The organism is Haemophilus sp. HMSC066D02, from assembly GCF_001810545.1.
In the GTDB taxonomy this organism is placed as follows: Bacteria; Pseudomonadota; Gammaproteobacteria; order Enterobacterales; family Pasteurellaceae; genus Haemophilus_D.
Map to the genome: position 1 here is coordinate 441,718 of NZ_KV801804.1, position 23,642 is coordinate 465,359.

A 23,642-nucleotide genomic window follows, 5' to 3' on the forward strand; every position below is an offset into this window, starting at 1 on the left:
TTATTATTCAAATAATGTCCAAATCGGTTTTACCTCTTCAGGTAAAAACAAATTCTTTCCTAATTCAATCCATCCGCAAGGAAAATGAAAGTCTGACCCTAAAGAGGCGGCTAAGTCATATTCATTGGCTAAACGCGCAAGATATTGACGCTGATCTTTAGTCTGTCCACTATCTGCAACTTCCATGCCATCTCCGCCCCATTGTTTAAAATCAACAATTAATCGACGAATCCATTTTCCTGTCATGTTATAACGCATAGGATGAGCAATGACGGCAACTCCACCTGCTGCATGAATCGTATCAATCGCTGTTGGAATATCTACCCATTCAGCTTTGACAAAACACGATTTTCCACCGCCTAGATAACGCTTAAAGGCTTGCCCATCATTTGAAACCTTTCCGATTTGTACCAAATAACGTGCATAATGCGCACGAGTTACTTCTCCGTTTGCTAACTCTTTTGCGCCTTCATAGGCATTGGGGATGCCTGCTTTTTCTAATTTATGACCAATTTCGACCGCTCTTTTTTCTCTCAATGATTTTTGTTCAGCTAAAAGTGCAGTCATTTTAGGATGCGTTTTATCAAAATTTAATCCAACAATATGGATACCACGACCTTCCCAATTCGTTGAAATTTCCACGCCATTAATTAGCTCAATACCTAATTTATCGGCTTCAATTTTGGCTTCATCAATGCCCATCACGGTGTCGTGATCACATAAAGCAAGCACATTGACACCTTGCTCATGAGCTCGTTGTACGAGTTCTGTAGGCGTTAAAACACCATCTGAAGCCGTACTATGGCAATGTAAATCATATTTGATCATCGGCTTTCCTATAAATTAGTTTGAATAGTGTAATTATCTTCATCAACAATTACAGCTTGACTATTTGTTAAAGGGAGTAAATTCAATTTGGATTGATAGATCTGAACAGTTTTCTCTGAACTCTCTTCAAAAGGAAACTTACCATAATGTGGAACAATTGCAAAATCGACTAAATTTAAAGCTGAATAATTGGTCAAATCGATAGCTATATTTTTGTCATCCATAATTTGATTATACTCGATGTCGCTGGCGGTAATAATAGCACCGGCAGATTCACCAAGATAAAGCATACCTTCATCAATTCGTTTTTTTATATGTGGTAATAAGTGCTTTCTTTTCAACTCTTGTAATAGATAAAACGTATTACCACCAGAAATGTAAAGAATCGGTGTATGATTTAATTTCTCTTTAATAACCTCTTCTGTTTCTTGGGCTATATCCAAAACATCGACTTCAAAACCTAATTTATGAAAAATATTTTTTGCCTCATCAATGTATTCAACATAGCTTTCGACATTACCTGCAGTAGGAATAAACAGCACTTTATGCAATAAAAAATGCTGTTTTAAAAATCGTCTGAAAAGATTTTCTACGGCTGCAAAATAAGAGGCTAGAAATAATGTTTTCATATTATTTCTCTCTTACTTAATCTCCTGAACCAAGCCTTTAACTAAGCTTGGACCGTGATAAATCAAACCCGAATAAACTTGTAACAATTCAGCACCCGCTTCAATCTTCTCTTGTGCATTTTGTACACCATCAATGCCACCACTCCCAATAATCGGAATTTGACCTTTCAGCTCTTGATGCAATCTTCGAATAATTTCTGTGCTTTTATGCTGTAACGGTTTTCCACTTAAGCCACCTTGTTGTTCTGCATTTTTCAGACATGTGACGTTGTCGCGAGAAATGGTCGTATTAGTCGCAATTACCCCGTCCATTTGATGACGAAGTAACGTATCTGCAATTTGAACAAGCTCAGTCTCGGATAAATCAGGTGCAATTTTTACTGCAATCGGCACATATTTATTATATTGCTCAGCTAATACTTTTTGGCGCTGTTTTACACTTTGCAGTAAATCATCAAAATAATCACCATACTGCAATTGACGCAAATCTGGAGTGTTCGGTGATGAAATATTTACCGTAATATAATCCGCATAGTTATAGGCTTTATTTAAGCAAAATAAGTAATCATCTTTCCCCTTTTCAAGTGGCGTGACTTTATTTTTGCCAATATTAATCCCAATTACACCATCAAATTTTGCTTTTTTAACATTCTCGACCACGTAATCAATGCCATAATTATTGAATCCATTACGGTTAATAATCCCTTCCGCTTCTACTAAACGGAATTGACGAGGCTTAGCATTTCCCTCTTGTGCCAAAGGCGTAACCGTACCGACTTCAATAAAACCAAATCCCATCGCACCAAAGCCATCAATAGCCTCGGCATTTTTATCAGCCCCCGCTGCTAACCCAATAGGATTTTTAAACGTAATGCCCATTACTTGCTTAGGCGAACCTTGTGGACAAGCCAAAAGCTGCTTCAATAAAAATTGAAAAGGTGATTTACCCGCTAAGTGCAATGATTTAATCACTAAATCATGGGCGGTTTCAGGATCAAGGGAAAAGATGGCTTTACGGATCAAAGAATACATACTCGTTTATCTCTCAGGATAGTTCACTGTAAATGGAAAGTGCGGTCAAAATTAACCGCACTTTAGCTGAAAATTTCGTTGCATAGCATTTTAAAATGAAAGCAATGTATATGCAACGAAAGGTGCTTAGATAACACTACTTACGAATATAAAGCTCCTTAGTATAAACATAATCCTGTGGATTATGCATTGGGAACCCACCTACTGCTGGATTAATTACTTTGATCAACGGTGAATAGAAAATCGGTATTAAAGGTGCTTGCTCCGCAATAAGCTGCTCGGCTTGTTGATATAAATCAGCACGAGTTTTGTCATTTAAAGTACTTTGCGCATCTTTCATGACTTGATCAAATTTTTTGTTCTTCCACTGCCCCACATTTTCTGGTGATGTAGAAAGCAAAGAATTGAGAAATGCAGACGGTTCATTGTATTCAGCATCAATAGACATACGGGATAATTGGAAATTACCGACATTGCGTTCACCCAAGTAGGTTTTCCATTCCATCGTACGTAATTTTACATCTGCACCTAATTGTTTCTTCCATTCAGAAGCGAGCGCCAACGCCACTTTTTCATGAGTTGCATACTTATTATAAAAAATTTCAAATTGAAGCGGTTTTTTTTCACTATACCCCGCTTCATTTAATAATTTTTTAGCCTGCGCTATTCTTTCTGTTAATGGCTGATTTAATTCAGCAATATTTGGCGCATTAAAACCATCAACTTCTGGTGGTGTCAATGTTGCTGCTGGTTTGCGCAAACCAATAATATGCTCGGCAATCAATGTTCTATCTAAGGTAAGATATAACGCCTTGCGTACTTTTTCATTATCAAATGGAGGTTTAGCCACGTTGAATGTATAGAATTCCGTGGTTAATCGAGGTACGACAATCAGTGCATCTGGTGTGTGTTTTTGAATATGTGGAATCTGTTCTACTGGTACCCAAGTTAAATCCAATTCTTTAGCTTGGTAACGTTGATAGGCTGAAGCCAAACTTTCTTGAAATAAATATTCTGAAGTATTAATAAGCGTCTTTTTATCATTCCAATAGAATGGGTTACGTTCTGCCGTAATTTTCTCGTTAATTGTCCATTTTTTTAATTTATAAGCACCATTACTCACGATATTTTTAGGGGTAGCCCATTTATCACCAAATTGCGCTAATTTATGATGGGGAACAGGAAATGTTGTAGGATATGCGAGTAGCTGTAAGAAGTAAGGTGTGATTTGGGTTAATTTGATTTCAAGTTGTTTATCATTAATCGCCTTAATGCCCAAAGCGCTCATAGGCAGTTTACCTTGCATCACATCTTCCGCATTTAAAACATGTGCTTTAGATAAATAACTAGCATTTGGACTACCAAACTTAGGATCAACTGCACGTTGCCAACCTAGCACAAAATCTTGAGCAGTTACTGGTGTACCATCCGACCATTTTGCATCACGCAATGAAAAGGTATAAATCTTGCCATCGTCAGATACTATCCATTTCTCTGCCTGTGCAGGCTGAACTTGTCCATTTTCATCTAACCAAATTAACCCTTCAAATAAATCAATCACAATTTGTGCAGCGGTATTTTCTTGTACCAATTGGGGATCAAGAGAACCAGGATCACTATGTGTGTTTTGACGGAAGACTTGAGTGTCAGAAAGTGGCGTACCAGCAGGCACAGTGGCAGAAAATGCTGTTGTTGAAAAAATGCCAAGCATCATACTGACCAGCACTGATGTTTTGTATGTTTTCATATAAAATCCTTATTAACTAACATGGCGAAATGCCACCAATCATTCTATCAAGGTCAATAAAAGAAAAGATTGATATAGTTAACAAATTTGAAAAAAATACGGAATGTATTAGACATCCCGTATTAAATTTATTAAGCCTCTGTATAGCGATTATTGCAAGGCTTTTTCAATCTTCTCAAATAAATCTTTTGAGAGATCTTCAACAGCACTTAATCGTTCTAAGGCGCGTTTCATTAATGTTTGACGTTGTGCATCAAAACGTGAGAAACGAATTAATGGCTCAATTAAACGTGCTGCCACTTGTGGATTGCTTTCATTTAAACGAATTAAGACGTCTGTTAAGAAACGATAGCCAGAACCACTGATATGATGGAATGCTTTTAAGTTGTGATTTGCAAAGCTCCCCACTAATGAACGCAAACGGTTTGGATTGTTGAAGTTAAAGCTTGGGTGATCCATTAATACTTGTACAATCTCCAATACGTTTTCATCAGGGCGGGTTGCTTGTAAAGCAAACCATTTATCCATGACCAAGCCATCATGTTGCCATTTTTGTTCAAAATCGGCCAACAAGGCATCACGGCAAGGTAACGCCGCTTTGGTTGCCATATTTAATGCAGCCAAAGTATCTGTCATATTATTGGCATTATTGTAATGTTTTTGAACTACATTGTTGCCTAAATTGGTGTAAGCCAAGTAACTTAAACAAAGATTACGCATTGCTCGTAAAGCAATATCTTCTTGCGTCACTCGATAATCTTCAAGACGAATATGAGTGTAAATACGCAATAAATCTTCTTTCAAGTATTCTGCAATTTGCACCAACATAAATTCTCTTGCGGCTGCAATGCCATCAGGATCAATCGTTTTAAAACTTTCTGCAAACTCAATGTCTTTTGGTAAGGTTAGAATTAATGTGGCTAATTCGATATCCTGTTCGTAATTTTCCAATACATGCGCAAGTGCGGTCAAAACATCAGGTGAAATGTCAAAGGCTTCACCTTGTTGGAAATGTGCAACATTACGACGCAATTCCTGAGTAAAGAGCATTTGTGCTGCATCCCAACGAGCAAATTGGTTATCTGCAAATTTAAGTAAACCTAATAACTGCTCTGTGGTGTAATCATAATCGAGTTTCACCGGTGCAGAGAAATCACATAATAACGCAGGAATTGGGCGACCATAAATGCCATGGAATTCAAACACTTGGTCTTTTTCCGTTACATTTAACACATCGCTTAACAATTCACCGTTATGCTGTAACATTTGTTTGGTGCCTTTGGCATCATAAAGCGCAATTTTTAATGGAATATGTAAATTTACTTTTTCCATTTGGTCCGCTGTTGGTGGCGTAGATTGCGAAACGGTTAAACGATAAGTATGAGTTTGTTCATCATAGGTATCGCTAATCAATAATTCAGGTGTGCCTGATTGACTATACCAACGACGGAATTGTGCTAAATCAACGTCATTTGCACGTTCCATTGCAGAAACAAAATCTTCACAGGTTGCTGCTTTACCATCGTTTTCAGCAATATAAAGTTGCATACCTTTTTGGAAACCTTGTTCACCCAATAAGGTGTGCAACATACGAATCACTTCTGCCCCTTTTTCATATACGGTCACTGTATAGAAGTTATTCATTTCAATGACTTTTTCAGGGCGAATTGGGTGTGACATTGGGCTTGCATCTTCAGCAAATTGCACCGTACGTAAGAATTTCACGTTATTAATACGATTAACTGCTCGAGAACCTGTGTCAGATGAAAACTCTTGATCACGGAAAACCGTTAAACCTTCTTTCAAACTTAATTGGAACCAATCACGGCAAGTTACACGGTTTCCTGTCCAGTTATGGAAATATTCGTGTGCAATCACGCTTTCAATGGCGAGATAATCATCATCGGTTGCTGTTTGTGGATTTGCCAACACAAATTTAGAGTTAAAAATATTCAACCCTTTATTTTCCATGGCACCCATATTGAAGAAGTCCACTGCAACAATCATGTAAATATCTAAGTCGTATTCTAAATTGAAACGCTCTTCATCCCATTTCATCGCTTTTTTCAGGCTTTCCATTGCCCAAGAAGCACGATCAAGATTGCCACGGTCAACATAAAGCTCTAAGGCTACTTCACGACCACTTTTTGTCGTAAAGGTATCTTGTAATAAATCAAAATCACCTGCCACTAAAGCAAATAAATAGCTTGGTTTCGGGAATGGGTCATTCCATTCAACCCAATGACGACCGTCCTCTAATTCACCACTTGCAATGCGATTACCATTAGAAAGTAAGTAAGGATATTTAGTCTTATCTGCGGTAATTTTGGTTGTATAGCGCGCCAATACATCTGGGCGATCAAGCATATAAGTGATTTGACGGAAACCTTCCGCTTCACATTGTGTACAAATGCCCTCGCCAGATTGATAAAGCCCTTGTAAAGAGGTGTTTTGTGCAGGCTCTAAATTCGTCACAATTTCAAGTTCAAAATTGACCGCACTTTGATTGGTTAAATCTAACGTTAAACTTTCGTGATCTTGATGATAATGTTTGAAATCTTCACCATTGAATTTAATGGAGGCAAATTGGAAGCCATGACCATCTAATCGTAGATGGGTTGCTTCATCATTTAAACGTTGGAAGGTTGTTTTTGCAGTGACAACGGTATGCTTAGGATCTAATTGAAAATCAAGGAAAATATCCGTAACTGTAAAATCAGGTTGTTTGTAATCTTTTCTATATTTCGCTTTAGCTAACATAATCTGCTCTATTTCTAAGAAAAAAACTCGTATTAGGATAAGATTTTATGACAAAACTTGCAATGGAATTTTCAGTTTTTACCACATGGCAAACGTTTGCTTAAAAGTAGGTAAATATGCTATTCTACGCATCGTTTTTTATCAGATAATTTTTTTTAAAATATGTCAAATACCACACAAATTGCTATTGTTATGGGCTCAAAAAGCGATTGGGCAACCATGCAAGAAGCCACTCAAATTTTAGATGAACTCAATGTGGCATATCATGTTGAAGTTGTTTCCGCACATCGAACCCCCGACAAACTGTTTGAATTTGCCGAAAATGCACAAAAAAATGGTTACAAAGTGATTATTGCAGGTGCGGGTGGCGCTGCTCATTTACCCGGTATGATTGCAGCTAAAACGCTTGTACCGGTATTGGGTGTCCCTGTTAAAAGTTCTATGTTAAGCGGTGTTGATAGTCTCTATTCTATCGTGCAAATGCCTAAAGGCATTCCTGTCGGTACGTTAGCTATTGGCCCTGCTGGTGCTGCTAATGCAGGATTACTCGCTGCACAAATTCTTGCAGGTTGGGATGATGCGTTATTCGCTCGCCTACAAGTATTCCGCGAAAATCAAACCAATATGGTATTGGCTAATCCTGATCCACGTACATAAAACACCTTGCAATTTGACCGCACTTTTTAAAGTGCGGTTGTTTTTTTAGCTAGATTTGATGAGAAATTTTATGCAAAACTCTACCCTATATCCTACCGTTTATGTGCTTGGTAATGGTCAACTCGGCAGAATGTTACGTTATGCAGGCGCACCTTTAGATATTCACGTTCAACCGCTTGAGTTCAATGCACCCGTATTTGATTTACCTAAAGATGCCATCATCACCGCAGAAATTGAACGTTGGGAAAAAACACCGTTAACCGAGTTATTAGGTCATCACAAGAATTTCGTTAATCAGAATGTTTTTGGCTTATTGGCTGATCGCTTTACCCAAAAATCCTTACTAGATGAACTCAATCTCTCTACCTCGCCATGGTGTTTATTAAAAGATAAAACGCAATGGTCTGAAGTATTTAAAAACGTAGGTGAAAAAGTCGTTGTTAAACGTCGCACCGGTGGTTATGACGGCCGTGGTCAATGGATTATTACTGAAAGTAATCAACGTGATATTACGGACGATTTATTCGGTGAAGTTATCGCAGAAAAATTTATTCCTTTTGATTATGAAGTGTCTATCGTTGGCGCAAGATTTAAAAATGGTGAAAAACGTTTCTATCCTGTGACGCATAACCTGCAGCAAAATGGCATTTTACGTTACAGCGTGACAGATATTTCATTTCCTCAACAACAAAGCCAACAAATTCAGGCTGAATCTATGCTCGGAAAAATCATGGATAAGCTTGAATATGTAGGTGTAATGGCAATGGAATGCTTTGTGGTGGGGGATAAATTATTAATTAATGAGCTTGCCCCTCGAGTGCATAACAGTGGTCATTGGACACAATTAGGTTGTGCTATTAGTCAATTTGAATTGCATCTACGTGCCTTGTTAGATTTACCTACTCCGTCATTACAGCCCATTGCACCAAGTGTCATGGTCAACTTGATTGGTACAAAACATAATCCACAATGGTTGAACACGCCTTTCTCTCAGTTACATTGGTATGGTAAGGAAGTTCGTCCAGGTCGGAAATTAGGTCATATTAATATTACGCATCCTGATAAAACAATCATTATCCAACAGCTTGAAAAACTTCGCCATGAACTCCCTGAAGACTATCAATCCGGTTTAAATTGGGCAATTGAAAAATTAAAATAATTGAAAAAACAACCGCACTTTTTGATGAATATCTAAAAACATCAAAGTGCGGTTGATTTTTATTAGGTTCTTCTTGATAAAATCCATCGACTGAAGTATAAAATTACTCATCTCACAACACATACATAAGGAAAAGCTATGTTTGAACATATCAAAGCGGCTCCGGCCGATCCTATCTTAGGCTTAGGCGAAGCATTCAAATCTGAAACACGTGAAAATAAAATCAATTTAGGTATTGGCGTTTATAAAGATGCACAAGGTACAACACCGATTATGCGTGCGGTAAAAGAAGCCGAAAAACGCTTATTTGATAACGAAAAAACGAAAAACTATCTGACTATCGATGGTATTGCAGATTATAACGAACGTACAAAAGAACTCCTTTTCGGTAAAGATTCAGAAGTCATTAAAGCAAATCGTGCAAGAACGGTACAAAGCTTAGGCGGTACAGGTGCATTACGTATTGCTGCGGAGTTCATCAAACGCCAAACCAAAGCTCAAAATGTGTGGATTAGCACGCCAACATGGCCAAACCACAATGCCATTTTCAATGCGGTAGGCATGACGATTCGTGAATATCGTTATTATGATGCTGAACGCAAAGCCCTTGACTGGGAACATTTACTTGAAGATTTAAGCCAAGCAATCGAAGGTGATGTAGTGCTTTTACACGGTTGCTGCCACAACCCAACCGGTATTGACCCAACCCCTGAGCAATGGCAAGAATTAGCTGCGCTTTCAGCAAAAAATGGCTGGTTACCACTCTTTGACTTTGCTTATCAAGGTTTAGCAAATGGCTTAGACCAAGATGCTTACGGTTTACGTGCTTTTGCGGCAAATCATAAAGAATTATTAGTGGCGAGTTCATTCTCTAAAAACTTTGGTTTATACAATGAGCGCGTAGGTGCCTTTACCCTTGTGGCTGAAAATGCAGAAATTGCTTCAACAGCATTAACACAGGTGAAATCAATTATTCGTACACTCTACTCTAACCCTGCATCTCACGGTGGGGCGACCGTAGCAACAGTATTAAATGATGCACAACTTCGCCAAGAATGGGAAAATGAATTGACTGAAATGCGTGAACGTATCAAAAAAATGCGTCATTTATTCGTTCAGTTATTAAAAGAATACGGTGCAGAACAAGATTTCAGCTTTATCATGGAACAAAATGGTATGTTCTCTTTCAGTGGCTTATCACCTGAACAAGTTGATCGCTTAAAAGAAGAATTTGCGATTTACGCTGTTCGTTCTGGTCGTATCAATGTGGCTGGTATCACTGAAGACAATATTCGTTATTTGTGTGAAAGTATTGTGAAAGTGCTTTAATCAATAAAAACAAAAAGTGCGGTTAAATTTGACCGCACTTTTTTTCATCTCAACATAACAAAAGAAAAGGCAGATTTTACTCTGCCTTTTTATCAAATAATTACCATTGGTAACCGATGCTTCCGCCCCAGTTCACATCACTGCGGGAATTAATACTTGCACCAACTTTAATCGAAATTTTATTATTATCAGAGTTTCGACCATAACCAACCGCTAATGCATTTTCGTTGCGATAACCACCAACACCAACAGAAACTAAGCTTTTACCCGCTTCATTTGGACGTTGTAAGAAAGAAATCGCTGTCGCACCTGCAATACCTGCACGTAAACGACGATCAACGTGATCAATTTTGTTGTCTAAACGATTGATGTTGTTATTAATGTTTTTCACTGCATTATCAACATAACGTTTATTTACTGCATCAGTTGGGTCTTTAGGATCTGCCACATTCACAATTCGATTATTGTGAACATCCAAGCCACCATGTGCATGAACAGTACCACCAATGTTGATATCACCCGTTGTTGTGACATTGGTAAATGTTGGTGTATCAGATACTGCAACACTTAACACTTTGCCTTTTTTGTGGGTTAATTTAATATTTTTACCCGCATCAAGTGTCAATTTATCCATTTTTGTTGCAGTAGATTGAACCGTTTCTTCTGTTACTTCATTTACAACAGTACCTTCAGATGCACTTGCAGTCACGTTAAATCCACGACCACCTGCGTTTTTGATTTCATCTTTGGTTTTTTGTGAAAGATCTACTTTGTAATTGGTTACTGTGGTAACAGAAAGACCATCTTTTTTAGTCGTTTCTCCACCTACTGTTACAGTAATTGCATCAGAACCAGCTTCAACTGATGCTGAAGTGTCTTTTGCATTCACTGTAATTTTTGCAGCATTATCACCATCTTCAACAACGACTTTAGTATTTTCACCATTCACAAAATTTACTTTGCCATTGGTATTAATACGTGATGTGTCAGTATCATTGTTTTGAATATTAAAGCCTGCATTGTAATAGGCTTGATATAACTGACTACCATTTACTGCATCGGTTGATTCAGCAGTAATTCGACCCGCACCCACATTTTGGATCTGGCGAACAAGTTTTCCATCACCGACAGATACTGCGCCTTTTTGAGTTGAAGAAGTACCATTGTACTTAACTGTCACGCTGCTCTTATCACCAAAATAAGATAAAGCTTTTGCTGTCTGATTAAAATCATTGGCTGCACTGCTTGAATAAGAACCCAATGTCACAGAATTTTCATGCGTAGCTTTTGCTTGAGTACCAATCACAACAGCACTAACCGCAGAGGCATTACTCGCTTGACCAAGAGCAATAGCATTAACAGCAGAAGAATTACTATCTTTACCAACCGCAACTGCATTCATTGATGAAGCATTAGCATTAGAGCCAGATGCCAATGCATCCACACCTGAAGCTTTAGATGCATAACCGAAAGCCATTGAACCTCTACCACTAGCATCTGCAGTATTACCTAATGCTGAAGCTCCTAAAGCACTCGCTTTAGCCCCATTACCTACAGCTGTCGAAACAACCCCACTTGCATTAGCTCCGGTACCTAGAGCCGCAGCACTTTGAGCGCCAGCGTAAGAACGACGTCCCAATGCTGTAGATTCTCGTCCTTCTGTCACTGCTTCTGAGCCCACAGCAATAGAATTATCTGCTCTAGCCGATGCACCACGACCTAATGCAGTTGCACCCCATGCTGAAGCTGATGCACTATCACCAAAAGCAGAAGCACTTAGTGCGAGAGCTTTTGAGTTTCTACCAACAGCGGTTGCTAGAGCGCCTGTTGCATTTGCTGTTGCACCAAAGGCTGAAGCTGCTTCACCATCAGCATAAGATGCTGCCCCTACAGCAGTTTGGCTATTTCCACCCACTTTCTCATTAGAGGTTTTTGCCATTAAACCGATAGCAATTGCGTTTCCGCCTTTACCTGTTGATGCACGATCACCAATCGTCACGCCGTATTGAGAATTACCATTAGCTTTATCACCCAAAGTTACTGACCAACGTCCTGTATTTGTAGTATTACCACCAATTACTACGCTCTCAGTTGTTTCAGATTTAGCTTTATTACCTAAAACAACAGAATTTCCTGTTGTACCAGTTCCACCAAGAGCGCTCGCACCAATACCACCAACGATATTTCCCTGATCATTTGATACCACATTGGTTTCAGCCATTGCGGTTGTGCTTACACCCGCTAAAACTGCAGCTCCAATAATTACATTTAATGCTTTACGTTTGTCTATTTGAGATGATTTACCCACAGATTTGCTTAGTTCTGAAACAGCAATCCAGCATTGGTTTACTGTATTCCAGATAATTTTAAAAACATGATTCATAATTAATTTCCTATTGTATATGGTTATATTCAAGTACAAATAACCCTGAACAATACCGCACAAGTATAATACAATATTTATTACAATGAATACTAAATTTACATTATTTTACATATCATTCAATAAAACAGTATTTCTCATTGAAAAATAAAGAAATTTACAAATCATCACATAATATACCAAAATGCAGTTACACTTTTTTTACAGGAATAAAAAATGGCCATAAAAATGACCATGTTTTTTATATTGAATTACCACTTCTCTAACGCTTCTTTATCGCTCTCTCTTGCTTCAATCCAGCGTTCCCCTTGATTGGTTTGTTCTTTTTTCCAGAACGGGGCTTTGGATTTTAAGAAGTCCATAATAAATTCATTAGCGTGGTAGGCGTCACCTCGGTGAGCAGAACTGATGCCGACTAAAACTATTTCATCGCCAGTATGCAAAAGCCCTACTCGATGTATCACAGATACTCGTTGAATATCCCAACGCGCTTTCGCCTGTTCTACAATTTCACGTAAGGCTTTCTCTGTCATGGCGGGATAATGTTCTAAGTATAAGCTGGATACCTCATCGCCTAAATTAAGATCGCGAACTTTACCCACGAAAATAACCGTTGCACCAACCGAATGTTGTTCAGAAAGCCATTGGTAAACGGCATTTTGATCGAAAGGCTGTTCTTGTACTGAAATTTGAATATCCGTCATTTAGCCCCCTGTTACCGGTGGGAAAAATGCAATTTCATCCCCATTTTTGACCGCACTTTCTAATGGCATCAAGGTTTGATTGATAGCGACTAAAAGCTTCCCTTTTTCTAACGCTAACGCCCATCTATCACCTTTTTGAGCGAGATGTTCACACACCGCTTCTGCTGTCGCAAAATCGCCTTCAAGCTGAATAGAATCTTCCCCAATTAACTCTCGAGTTTGAGCAAAAAATAAAACATTTAACATCTTATTTTTCCTCCGCAATAAAATGACCGGATTTTCCACCGCTCTTTTCTAACAGGCGAACGTGCTCAATTACCATGTCTTTTTGTACGGCTTTACACATATCGTAAATGGTTAAGGCTGCTACGCTTGCTGCCGTTAATGCTTCCATTTCTACGCCAGTTTTTCCGGTTAATTTACAAAGAGATTGAATACGAACTTGGTTTGTTTCAAGTAACGGTTCTAAATTCACTTCTACTTTAGAAAGTAACAATGGATGGCAAAGTGGGATAAGTTCCCAAGTACGTTTTGCCGCTTGAATACCTGCAATACGTGCTGTAGCAAATACATCGCCTTTGTGATGTTTGCCTTCCACGATCATGGAAAGGGTTTCTTTTGACATGGTCACAATGGCTTCAGCACGAGCTTCACGAACGGTCTCTGCTTTTGCAGAAACATCCACCATATTGGCTTCGCCTTGAGAATTGATATGCGTAAATGTAGTCATAATAAAATAAAGTGCGGTTAAAATATTGAATGTTTTACATGTGTGATGAAAGCAAAATAAGTGAATAATAAAAGTCACCTATTTTCTTTTAGCCACCGATAGAAGCTAAATGATTTCTTACGCCACTATCACCGATATGCAAATAATGATGTTCACGTTTGCCTTGCAATGCAGAAAAAATACGTGCTTGCAAAATATCTTGCTGTTCATGGGATTGCAATAAATCACGTAATTCAATGCCTTCTTCACCGAATAAACAGAGATGAAGTTTGCCCTTCGCTGATACTCTAAGACGATTACAGCTTGCGCAGAAATTCTTCTCATAAGGCATAATTAAGCCAATTTCACCTGCATAATCAGGATGCGTGAATACTTTAGCAGGCCCATCAGTATGGGATTTGTGTTGTAATTGCCAACCGTTTTGCAGCAATTTATCCGCTAATACTTGTCCTGAAAGATGGAATTTATCAAAGAAACTATCCATTTCGCCCGTTTGCATGAGTTCGATAAAACGCATTTGAATTGGGCGATCTTTCACCCAAACAAGGAATTGCTCAAACTCTTTGTCATTCAAATTTTTCATCAAAACTGAATTGACTTTAACTTTGTTGTAGCCCACTTCGAATGCACGATCGATACCACGCATCACGTCATCAAATTTATTGATACCCGTAATTTGATGGAACATTTTGGGATCTAAGCTATCAACACTGACGTTAATGGACGTAATTCCTGCGTTCTTCCAATCAGCCACATCTTTTGCCATGCGATAGCCATTTGTCGTGACGGCTAATTGACGGATTCCATCAATATTAGCAATGCTTTCAGCAATAGAAATAAAATCTTTGCGTAAAGTCGGTTCGCCACCCGTTAAACGGATTTTTTCTGTACCCATTTCAGCAAACGCTTGAGCGAGATGGGTAATTTCTTTTAAAGTTAAGAAACTTGGCTTGTTAGCTTCAGGTTGATAACCATCAGGCAAACAATAGGTACAACGAAAGTTACACTGTTCGGTAATCGACAGTCGTAGATAGTAATATTGGCGTTGGAAAGGATCGACTAAGCGAGACTCTCCTACGTTCTTGATAGGAATGGATTGCATTTTACACCTTTCTAAATATGGAGAGGATAAACCGTTTCCAGCGTATCCCTGAATAACGTACCGCGTTATTGGCTTGCCACCGTATTTCTTATGAAACTTAGGCTAAACAAGCTCGGAGTTATGCGTTAAAAATAAATTGTATTGGTATTGTAATAAAAGCAAGCGGTTAATAGCAATAATTTGGTAGAATAACCCGACTATATTAATAAAAATAACAGCATCAACTTATATAAAAAAATATATAACATTATTTTTTATAATTATTTATAGGTAAAAAAGGAAGAAAAATGTCTGATTTATCTCGTCACAGCCGTCATGAACATTTAGACGAAATCAAACATATTGTTGCCATTGGTGGTGGCCATGGATTAGGGCGTGTATTATCGGCGCTTAGTTTTATGAAAGAGCGTTTAACCGGTATTGTCACCACCACAGATAACGGCGGTTCAACGGGTCGTATTCGCCAAGAACGAGGTGGTATCGCATGGGGCGATCTACGTAATTGCTTAAACCAAATCATCATTGAGCCAAGTACAGCATCTGCATTATTTGAATACCGCTTTACTGGTGAAGGTGAACTTTCTGGGCATAATTTAGGCAATTTAATGCTCAAAGCCTTAGAAGATATGCATATTCGCCCTATTGAAGCCATTAACTTAATTCGTGAATTACTCAAAGTAAAATCTCACATTATTCCCATGTCAGAAGAACCTGTTCATCTTGCCGCGAGTTTAGGTTCCGGCTCCAGTATTGTGGGGGAAGTGAGCATTGATAATTTAACAGAATTACCCCAATCACTTTTCTTAGTGCCCATGGTTAAAGCCGCACAAGAAGCCATCCAAGCATTGGAGCAAGCGGAAGTCATTTTACTTGGTCCAGGAAGTTTTATGACGAGTATTATGCCTCCGCTATTGCTACCTGAATTAGCGACTGCCCTGCGTAATAGCAAAGCGAAAGTGATTTTTATTGATAATTTAGGGGTAGAAATTGGCGCTGCCTCTCAGCTTTCACTGGCTGATCGTATTCAGAAAATTAATGAAATTACCGGCGAATCCATTATTGATGGTGCTATAACCCCTTATCGTGAACAAAGTGCGGTCGGTTTGTCTGCGATTTCTTCCATTAAAATCTTAGCTAAACGCTTGAATGCGGATGATATTAGCTATCGTCATGACAGAACATTACTTGCCAAAGCTATCGATGAATTAGTGGGTGAATTAGATTACGAATAAAAAAACCGCACGTTAAAGTGCGGTCATTTTTTGCTTATTTTTTCCCGAAAACTCTCACATTCGTGAAACCATTTTCTTTTAAATAAAGTGCTTGCAGTTTACTCATCACGCCTCGCTCACAATAAAGCACATAGTTTTTACTTTGATCTAATGAGCCGAATTGTGAAGATAATTTATAAAACGGCAACTGCATTACTTGATGCTCGTCTAATTCAAATGGGTTTTCATCTGTCTCTTCAGGGCTACGAATATCTAAAATAATATCGTTTTCACCAAGCACTGAAATGGTATCTACTTCTACCACTTCTTTCTCTGTTTCTTCTGCAATTTGGCGAATATCTAAATATTGTGCATTTTCAACCGCACTTTCCAACACGCCAAAATCAAAGTGATTTTCTTCTTCAAGAATTTTTTCACGTACCGCTTTAATCGTTGGATTTTTAGAAATCACTCCACAGAATTCAGGCATGGATTTGGCAATATCATCCGTACCGATCTCTTTCGCCATCGCGATAATTTGTTCTTTATCATGGGTAATAAGTGGACGTAAGACTAATGCATCTGCAGCTTCATCAATTAAACGTAAATTGGTTAAAGTTTGGCTGGAAACTTGTCCGAGAGCTTCGCCGGTAACAATGGCTTGAATATCAAAACGTTGTGCAACTTTACTTGCAGCTCGCACCATCATTCGTTTTAACACGACGCCCATTTGGCCGTTATCGACTTTCTCTAAAATCTCACCTACTACGCCTTCAAAAGGAATGGCAATAAAACGGACTTTATGTGATGAACTATAACGATTCCAAATATGGTAAGCCATTTGTTTCACGCCAATTTCATGGGCTGCCCCACCTAAATTGAAGAAACAATAATGCACACGTGAACCACGGCGAATAAGCATATAACTAGATACGCCAGAATCAAAACCACCTGAAATCAATGAAAGCACATCTTCTTGTGTCCCAATTGGATAACCACCAAGACCAACATGACGAGCTCTCACCAGCATCATTTTGTCATCTTCAATATCAATACGCACCGTCACATCAGGATTTTTTAAGCGTACTTTTGCGCTTTCAATATGCTGATTTAAACCACCACCGATATAACGTTCAGCTTCAATGGAACTAAAATCATGTTTCCCTTTACGTTTTACACGTACACAAAAGGTTTTGTTTTCAAGTTGAGTAGCCACATCTGCTAAGGTCAACTCAAAGATATGATGTAAATCGGTAAACGGTTTTTCTTCCACCTCTAAAAAATGATGAATCCCCGGAATGCGTTGTAAAAGCGCAATTAATTCTTCACGGTTTGCTTCATTTTTTGACCGCACTTCGATGTAATCCCAATGACGAACAACCGCTGTTTCTTCATCATATTTCTGTAAAATATTGCGGATATTTGAGGTCAAAATTTTCGCGAAACGCTTACGCACGGTTTCGCTTTTAATCATAATTTCAGGAAAAAGTTTAACGATAAATTTCATAATAATCTGTGAATAATAAAAAATGGCCGTATTGTACGCTAAATTCCAGATCCCACAAAGTTCAAATTCTCACGAAAAACTGACCGCACTTTGAAATAAGTTTTTAACATCCCTATAAAAATCAAGTACAATACGGAGCAATTTATTCATCTGAAAAGGATAATTTAATGGCGCGTAAACCAGCAAATGCTGAACCTGATTTTGAAACAACACTTGCACAATTAGAAACAATTGTGACAAAACTTGAAAGCGGTGAATTACCATTGGAAGATGCGCTGAAAGAATTTGAGAACGGCATTAAATTGGCTCAACTTGGTCAAGAGCGCTTGCAACAAGCAGAACAACGTATTCAAATTTTGTTACAAAAAAGCGAAACCGCCCCATTAAGTGATTATCAAGGGGACGAGTAATCCATGAGTTATCAATTCGGCACTGAACTCAAACAAGTTCAAGATCGCATTAATCAGTTTTTAACCAATCAATTTGAAGAAATTGACTCTTATAATGCCCCTTTGCGTGATGCCATGAAATATGGCTTATTGCTAGGCGGTAAACGCGTTCGTCCTTTTCTTGTCTATGCAACGGGAAAAATGCTGGGTGCAGAAATGCCCGCTTTAGATTATGCCGCAGCAGCTATTGAATCTATTCACGCTTATTCTTTAATCCATGATGATTTACCAGCTATGGACAACGATGAACTTCGTCGTGGTCAATCAACTTGTCATATTGCTTTTGATGAAGCCACGGCCATTTTAGCTGGCGATGCATTACAAGCTTTTGCCTTTGAAATTCTTACACTAGCCCCTTCTCTTTCTGCAGAACAAAAATTGCAATTGGTGAAAGTCTTAGCCCAAGCATCTGGCGTACAAGGCATGTGTTTAGGGCAAAGCTTAGATTTAATTTCTGAGCATAAACAAGTTAATTTAACCGAATTAGAGCTTATTCATCGCAACAAAACTGGTGCATTGCTAACGGCCGCATTAAAAATGGGTTTTATCTGCTCGCCTCACTTTGAAAACAAAGAATTAGAGCAACAACTAGAACGTTATTCACAAGCTATTGGTTTAGCTTTCCAAGTGCAAGATGACATTTTAGATATTGAAGGCGACAGTGCGGAAATCGGTAAACCGGTGGGATCTGATTTAGATTTAGATAAAAGCACTTATCCAAAGCTGTTAGGATTAGAGGGCGCGAAACAAAAAGCACAAGAACTCTATCAAACTGCTTTACATGAATTAGACAATTTACCTTTTGATACCACTGCATTGCGTGCATTAGCTGAATTTATTGTCAATCGTAAAAGTTAATGGTGACAGCGCTGACTTTGATTTTTCAAAGTGCGGTCACTTTTTTCACATTTTAGGACTAACGAATATATGAACAACTATCCTCTTTTATCCTTAATTAATTCGCCGGAAGATTTGCGTCTTTTAAATAAAGATCAGCTTCCGCAACTTTGTCAGGAATTACGGAGTTATCTGTTGGAATCCGTTAGTCAAACCAGTGGTCATTTAGCATCTGGTCTTGGTACCGTTGAATTAACGGTTGCACTACACTACATTTTTAAAACTCCTTTTGATCAATTAATTTGGGATGTGGGCCATCAAGCTTATCCACACAAAATTTTGACTGGGCGTCGAGATCAAATGTCCACCATTCGCCAAAAAGGCGGTATTCATCCCTTCCCTTGGCGTGAAGAAAGTGAATTCGATGTATTAAGTGTTGGTCACTCTTCTACTTCAATCAGTGCAGGACTAGGTATTGCTGTTGCAGCAGAACGTGAAAATGCGGGTCGTAAAACCGTTTGTGTGATTGGTGACGGTGCTATCACTGCGGGGATGGCATTTGAAGCCTTAAACCATGCAGGTTCTTTGCATACTGATATGTTGGTCATTTTAAATGACAATGAAATGTCTATTTCTGAAAATGTGGGAGCATTAAATAATCACCTTGCCCGTATTTTCTCTGGTTCATTGTATTCAACTGTTCGTGACGGCAGTAAAAAAATCTTAGATAAAGTACCGACTGTTAAAAACTTTATGAAGAAAACCGAAGAACACATGAAAGGTGTGATGTTCTCGCCAGAAAGTACACTCTTTGAAGAACTCGGTTTTAACTATATTGGACCTATTGATGGGCATAATATTGACGAATTAATTGCTACTTTAAGCAATATGCGCGATCTCAAAGGACCACAATTCTTACACATAAAAACCAAAAAAGGGAAAGGTTACGAGCCTGCAGAAAAAGACCCAATTGGTTTTCATGGCGTACCAAAATTTGATCCAACAAGCGGTCAACTCCCGAAATCAAATGCCAAACCAACCTACTCAAAAATCTTTGGTGATTGGTTATGTGAAATGGCAGAACAAGACGATAAATTAGTGGGCATCACACCTGCAATGCGTGAAGGTTCTGGCATGGTTGAATTTTCAGAACGATTCCCACAACAATATTTTGATGTAGCCATCGCTGAGCAACATGCTGTTACCTTTGCAGCCGGTCTTGCAATTGGCGGTTATAAACCTGTTGTGGCAATTTATTCTACCTTCTTACAACGTGCTTACGATCAACTTATTCATGATGTCGCCATTCAAAACTTACCTGTTCTCTTTGCAATCGATCGTGCAGGTATCGTAGGTGCCGATGGTCAAACTCACCAAGGTGCGTTTGATTTAAGTTTTATGCGCTGCATTCCGAATATAATCATTATGACACCAAGTGATGAAAATGAATGCCGCCAAATGCTTTATACCGGTTATAAATGTGGTAAACCGGCTGCGGTACGTTATCCGCGTGGAAATGCAATCGGCGTAGAATTAACCCCACTTGCTGAATTAGAAATTGGTCGTTCAAAAATGGTTCGTCAAGGTGAAAAAATCACGATTCTGAATTTTGGTACTCTCTTACCTGCTGCTTTATCTGTGGCAGAAAAACTCAATGCGACTGTTGTCGATATGCGCTTTGTGAAACCAATTGATGAAGCTCGTATTCTAGAAGTGGCAAATACCCATGATGTCATTGTGACATTAGAAGAAAATGCAATTCAAGGTGGTGCAGGTTCTGCTGTTTCAGAAGTGCTAAATTCTCATGGAAAAACAACCGCACTTTTACAACTAGGTTTACCTGATATCTTTATTCCGCAAGGCACACAACAAGAAGCGCTTGCTGAAATTAAATTAGATGAAAAAGGGATTGAAGAGCAAATTATTGCCTTTATAAAGGGCTAAATTCGTTCATTTTGGTTTAATTTTGATATTTTTTAAATATTTTTTCAAAAATATCGAACTATTTCAAAAACACACAGTCTGATACATTGCTAGTGCACTGCGTATTGCAGTTATCTTTTTGAAGTTTCTTATAAATTAAGACCTCCCCGCTATTCAAGTTTTGAGTAGCGGTTTTTTCTTTTTTGGAGGTAATAAAAAAGGACGCTTTTCAGCGTCCTAATTTTTGAATCTAAACTTTAAAAAATTAAAGTGCAGATTTTGCTTTTTCAACTAATGCAGCGAACGCTACTTTGTCGAATACAGCGATATCAGCAAGGATCTTACGGTCGATTTCAACTGACGCTTTTTTCAAGCCGTTGATGAATTTGCTGTAAGATAAACCATTTTGACGAGCCGCAGCGTTGATACGTGCAATCCATAATTGACGGAATTGACGTTTACGTTGACGACGGTCACGATATGCGTATTGACCAGCTTTGATCACCGCTTGGAAAGCAACGCGATACACGCGTGAACGTGCACCATAATAACCTTTAGCAGCCTTAAGAACTTTCTTATGGCGTGCTCTTGCAATAACACCACGTTTTACACGAGCCATTATCTAATCTCCTATGTAATATTTTTAACTAATTTAACTAATCGTACGTTTTGCTTAAATAACGGCTTATGCGTATGGTAAGCAAGCTACTACTAAAACTTGGTCTGCTTTCGCAACCATTGATTTATGACGTAAATGACGTTTACGTTTAGTTGTCTTTTTAGTCAAAATATGACGTAAGTGAGATTGTTTACGTTTGAAACCGCCAGAAGCTGTTTTTTTGAAACGCTTAGCAGCACCACGTACTGTTTTAATTTTAGGCATTGTTAAAATAACTCCGCATTTTAAGTTAAACACATAATTAGGCGAATCCGAAGATTACTTGTAGGCACTAATTATTCCAATATGGCAAATTGAATTGCCCTTCTCCAAAAGCAATTAGGCTGCGTAGTTTGCCCAATATGCAGTTGTATTCTCACCGAAGTGAAAATTCGATTATCTAGATCAAATCTAAATAAAAAATTATTTTTTCTTAGGTGCTAACACCATTACCGCTTGGCGACCTTCTAATTTACCCGGTGCAGATTCCACTACTGAAATGTCAGCCAAATCATTTTTAACACGTTCTAATACGTCTAAACCGATATCTTGGTGAGCCATTTCACGACCACGGAAACGTACAGTAATTTTCGCTTTATCGCCATCTTCTAAGAAACGGATTAAGCTACGTAATTTAACTTGGTAGTCACCTTCATCAGTACCTGGACGGAATTTAATTTCCTTCACTTGTACAACTTTTTGTTTTTTCTTCTGTTCTTTTGCGGTTTTGCTCTTTTCATAGAGGAACTTGCCGTAGTTCATAATACGACAAACCGGTGGTTCGGCATTCGGACTGATCTCAACTAAATCAAGCGCTGCTTGTTCTGCCATATCTAAGGCCTGTTGAATTGATACAATCCCCGCTTGTTCACCATCTTGGTCAATCAAACGAACTTCTTTTACTCGAATTTCATCGTTAATGCGATTCGGGCGGTTAGCTGCCGGAGCTTTTTTTACGGTTTTGATAATGTTATTCCTTCTATTTATTTAAGATAAAACCCACTGCATTTAAAACAGAAGATTTCTTCAATCATTTGCTATAAAAACAAACAAAAAACGGGCAAAATTTTATAGTATTTGCCACGTTTATGCAACAAGGATTTCTATTCCTTTAAATATCAGCGGGTAAAGCAGTTATTTCAGCTGAAATACTCTCTCCAAATTGAAGCAGTTTTTCTAATCTTGCGGTTTCAATACATACCATTGTTCTATACCCTTTTGGTTGCATCGCACTTGGTGTTTTCTCCCAAGGATTCCATAGCACAATTGAATCTGCATGATGATGGGTAATTTGAATACGTCGATTAAATGCTTTATCCACCAAGAATGTTTTATTTTCTTCTAATGAATAAATACAATCCACACCTTGTTCTATTTTGCGTGTTGAAGGAACATCAGTATGTTTACCTTGTAATGAGTCATAACAACGACTTGGTAAATTTTGGACTTCAATTTGTGAAATATCACCAATATTAAAATAACTGTGTAATGCCGCTTGAGCTGGTTCTTGCCCTAAATGCGTTAAAGTCATTGTGCATTTATCGGTAAATTCCATTTTCATTTTGGCTTCAATCACACCATATTCAGAAAAGAGCGAAAATTCTAACCGCACTTTATTCGCTTGCAGATCATAATCACTTAATTGCCATAAACGTAAACGCGCTGTACCGTGTGAAGGTTGTTTAACGCCTCCAAACCAAGGGTAACAAATCGGTACACCGCCGCGAATTGCAACACCTTGTGTGAAAGGTTCAATCTCACTTAACCAAAAGATATCCTGCTCTGCCCCTTTAGGTTGCCAATTTAATAGCTGCGCCCCTTGTAATGCAATTCGAGCCGTTCCTACTGGATGATTTAAGATTAAAACAGGAATTTCATTGATATGTTCTAACGTTAATTCTGGTGTTAATTGTTGAGTTTGAGCTGTCATATTCGTCTCCTTGTGATAAGGCTATTATATAGAAGAAAGAGAGACTTGAGTTTATTTTTATACCGTG

At 38.4% G+C, this 23,642-nt stretch carries 22 protein-coding genes and 1 riboswitch; of the genes, 7 read left to right on the forward strand and 15 right to left on the reverse strand.

All coding sequences use genetic code 11. The features are described from left to right. Positions 1–3: 3 nt before the first annotated feature. The 5 genes from rnm to pepN all read right to left on the reverse strand — a co-directional run bounded on the left by rnm (position 4) and on the right by pepN (position 6,996). A complete protein-coding gene (gene rnm, locus HMPREF2750_RS02390) occupies positions 4–828 on the reverse strand; it encodes an RNase RNM (RefSeq protein ID WP_070582430.1) in 825 nt (274 codons plus the stop codon). 8 nt (positions 829–836) lie between these two features. Next, the gene (locus tag HMPREF2750_RS02395; RefSeq protein ID WP_070582431.1) at positions 837–1,457 is read right to left on the reverse strand and encodes a Type 1 glutamine amidotransferase-like domain-containing protein; all 621 of its coding nucleotides are present in this window, start codon (positions 1,455–1,457) and stop codon (positions 837–839) included. Between the two features lie 12 nt (positions 1,458–1,469). After that, the gene (gene pyrD / locus HMPREF2750_RS02400; protein ID WP_070582432.1) at positions 1,470–2,489 is read right to left on the reverse strand and encodes a quinone-dependent dihydroorotate dehydrogenase; all 1,020 of its coding nucleotides are present in this window, start codon (positions 2,487–2,489) and stop codon (positions 1,470–1,472) included. Positions 2,490–2,625: 136 nt separating this feature from the next. Continuing rightward, a complete protein-coding gene (locus tag HMPREF2750_RS02405) occupies positions 2,626–4,236 on the reverse strand; it encodes an ABC transporter substrate-binding protein (RefSeq protein WP_070582433.1) in 1,611 nt (536 codons plus the stop codon). 150 nt (positions 4,237–4,386) lie between these two features. Beyond that, complete coding sequence (pepN, locus tag HMPREF2750_RS02410; protein ID WP_070582434.1) at positions 4,387–6,996, reverse strand: aminopeptidase N; 2,610 nt, start codon at positions 6,994–6,996, stop codon at positions 4,387–4,389. A 162-nt stretch (positions 6,997–7,158) separates the two neighbouring features. On the opposite strand from pepN, the gene purE reads away from it, so the two are divergent. The 3 genes from purE (at position 7,159) to HMPREF2750_RS02425 (ending at position 10,141) form a co-directional block, all read left to right on the forward strand. Further along, positions 7,159–7,653 (forward strand): 5-(carboxyamino)imidazole ribonucleotide mutase, encoded by a 495-nt coding sequence (purE, locus tag HMPREF2750_RS02415; protein ID WP_070582435.1) that lies wholly within the window; start codon positions 7,159–7,161, stop codon positions 7,651–7,653. 70 nt (positions 7,654–7,723) lie between these two features. Continuing rightward, complete coding sequence (gene purK, locus HMPREF2750_RS02420; RefSeq protein WP_070582436.1) at positions 7,724–8,812, forward strand: 5-(carboxyamino)imidazole ribonucleotide synthase; 1,089 nt, start codon at positions 7,724–7,726, stop codon at positions 8,810–8,812. Between the two features lie 138 nt (positions 8,813–8,950). After that, on the forward strand, positions 8,951–10,141 hold the full coding sequence (locus HMPREF2750_RS02425) for an amino acid aminotransferase (protein WP_070582437.1): 1,191 nt from the start codon (positions 8,951–8,953) through the stop codon (positions 10,139–10,141). 100 nt (positions 10,142–10,241) lie between these two features. Here HMPREF2750_RS02425 and HMPREF2750_RS02430 read toward each other — a convergent pair whose 3' ends face one another. From HMPREF2750_RS02430 to moaA, 5 genes are all read right to left on the reverse strand, one after another. After that, entirely contained in the window at positions 10,242–12,524 is a 2,283-nt protein-coding gene (locus tag HMPREF2750_RS02430; protein WP_070582438.1) for a YadA family autotransporter adhesin, read from the reverse strand. A gap of 251 nt (positions 12,525–12,775) precedes the next feature. After that, the gene (gene moaE, locus HMPREF2750_RS02435; RefSeq protein WP_005631888.1) at positions 12,776–13,228 is read right to left on the reverse strand and encodes a molybdopterin synthase catalytic subunit MoaE; all 453 of its coding nucleotides are present in this window, start codon (positions 13,226–13,228) and stop codon (positions 12,776–12,778) included. After that, positions 13,229–13,474, reverse strand: coding sequence for a molybdopterin synthase sulfur carrier subunit (gene moaD, locus HMPREF2750_RS02440; protein ID WP_070582439.1), 246 nt, complete (start codon positions 13,472–13,474; stop codon positions 13,229–13,231). Position 13,475: 1 nt separating this feature from the next. After that, positions 13,476–13,958, reverse strand: a complete 483-nt coding sequence (gene moaC / locus HMPREF2750_RS02445; RefSeq protein WP_009499888.1) for a cyclic pyranopterin monophosphate synthase MoaC — start codon at positions 13,956–13,958, stop codon at positions 13,476–13,478. Between the two features lie 88 nt (positions 13,959–14,046). Further along, positions 14,047–15,060, reverse strand: a complete 1,014-nt coding sequence (gene moaA / locus HMPREF2750_RS02450) for a GTP 3',8-cyclase MoaA (protein WP_070582440.1) — start codon at positions 15,058–15,060, stop codon at positions 14,047–14,049. After that, a riboswitch (molybdenum cofactor riboswitch) is annotated at positions 15,049–15,190 on the reverse strand. (Overlaps the previous gene by 12 nt.) Before the next feature lie 157 nt (positions 15,191–15,347). On the opposite strand from moaA, the gene yvcK reads away from it, so the two are divergent. Next, the gene (gene yvcK, locus HMPREF2750_RS02455) at positions 15,348–16,292 is read left to right on the forward strand and encodes a gluconeogenesis factor YvcK family protein (RefSeq protein WP_070582441.1); all 945 of its coding nucleotides are present in this window, start codon (positions 15,348–15,350) and stop codon (positions 16,290–16,292) included. Between the two features lie 34 nt (positions 16,293–16,326). Here yvcK and thiI read toward each other — a convergent pair whose 3' ends face one another. Continuing rightward, positions 16,327–17,778: a tRNA uracil 4-sulfurtransferase ThiI gene (gene thiI, locus HMPREF2750_RS02460; RefSeq protein ID WP_070582442.1), complete on the reverse strand. Its 1,452-nt coding sequence runs from the start codon at positions 17,776–17,778 to the stop codon at positions 16,327–16,329. A gap of 167 nt (positions 17,779–17,945) precedes the next feature. Between thiI and xseB the strand changes: the two genes are divergently transcribed. The 3 genes from xseB (at position 17,946) to dxs (ending at position 21,008) form a co-directional block, all read left to right on the forward strand. Continuing rightward, the gene (xseB, locus tag HMPREF2750_RS02465) at positions 17,946–18,188 is read left to right on the forward strand and encodes an exodeoxyribonuclease VII small subunit (RefSeq protein ID WP_005696153.1); all 243 of its coding nucleotides are present in this window, start codon (positions 17,946–17,948) and stop codon (positions 18,186–18,188) included. A gap of 3 nt (positions 18,189–18,191) precedes the next feature. Further along, positions 18,192–19,085, forward strand: a complete 894-nt coding sequence (gene ispA, locus HMPREF2750_RS02470; RefSeq protein ID WP_070582443.1) for a (2E,6E)-farnesyl diphosphate synthase — start codon at positions 18,192–18,194, stop codon at positions 19,083–19,085. Positions 19,086–19,154: 69 nt separating this feature from the next. Beyond that, positions 19,155–21,008 carry a 1-deoxy-D-xylulose-5-phosphate synthase gene (gene dxs, locus HMPREF2750_RS02475; protein ID WP_070582444.1) on the forward strand — a complete coding sequence of 618 codons (1,854 nt, stop codon included), beginning with the start codon at positions 19,155–19,157 and terminating at the stop codon, positions 21,006–21,008. A gap of 244 nt (positions 21,009–21,252) precedes the next feature. Here dxs and rplT read toward each other — a convergent pair whose 3' ends face one another. The 4 genes from rplT to HMPREF2750_RS02495 form a co-directional block, all read right to left on the reverse strand. Then, positions 21,253–21,606 carry a 50S ribosomal protein L20 gene (gene rplT / locus HMPREF2750_RS02480; RefSeq protein ID WP_005596075.1) on the reverse strand — a complete coding sequence of 118 codons (354 nt, stop codon included), beginning with the start codon at positions 21,604–21,606 and terminating at the stop codon, positions 21,253–21,255. Between the two features lie 66 nt (positions 21,607–21,672). Continuing rightward, positions 21,673–21,870 (reverse strand): 50S ribosomal protein L35, encoded by a 198-nt coding sequence (rpmI, locus tag HMPREF2750_RS02485; protein ID WP_005596065.1) that lies wholly within the window; start codon positions 21,868–21,870, stop codon positions 21,673–21,675. A gap of 198 nt (positions 21,871–22,068) precedes the next feature. Next, positions 22,069–22,611: a translation initiation factor IF-3 gene (infC, locus tag HMPREF2750_RS02490; RefSeq protein ID WP_080351268.1), complete on the reverse strand. Its 543-nt coding sequence runs from the start codon at positions 22,609–22,611 to the stop codon at positions 22,069–22,071. Positions 22,612–22,756: 145 nt separating this feature from the next. Next, a complete protein-coding gene (locus HMPREF2750_RS02495) occupies positions 22,757–23,575 on the reverse strand; it encodes a D-hexose-6-phosphate mutarotase (protein ID WP_070582445.1) in 819 nt (272 codons plus the stop codon). Positions 23,576–23,642: the final 67 nt, after the last annotated feature.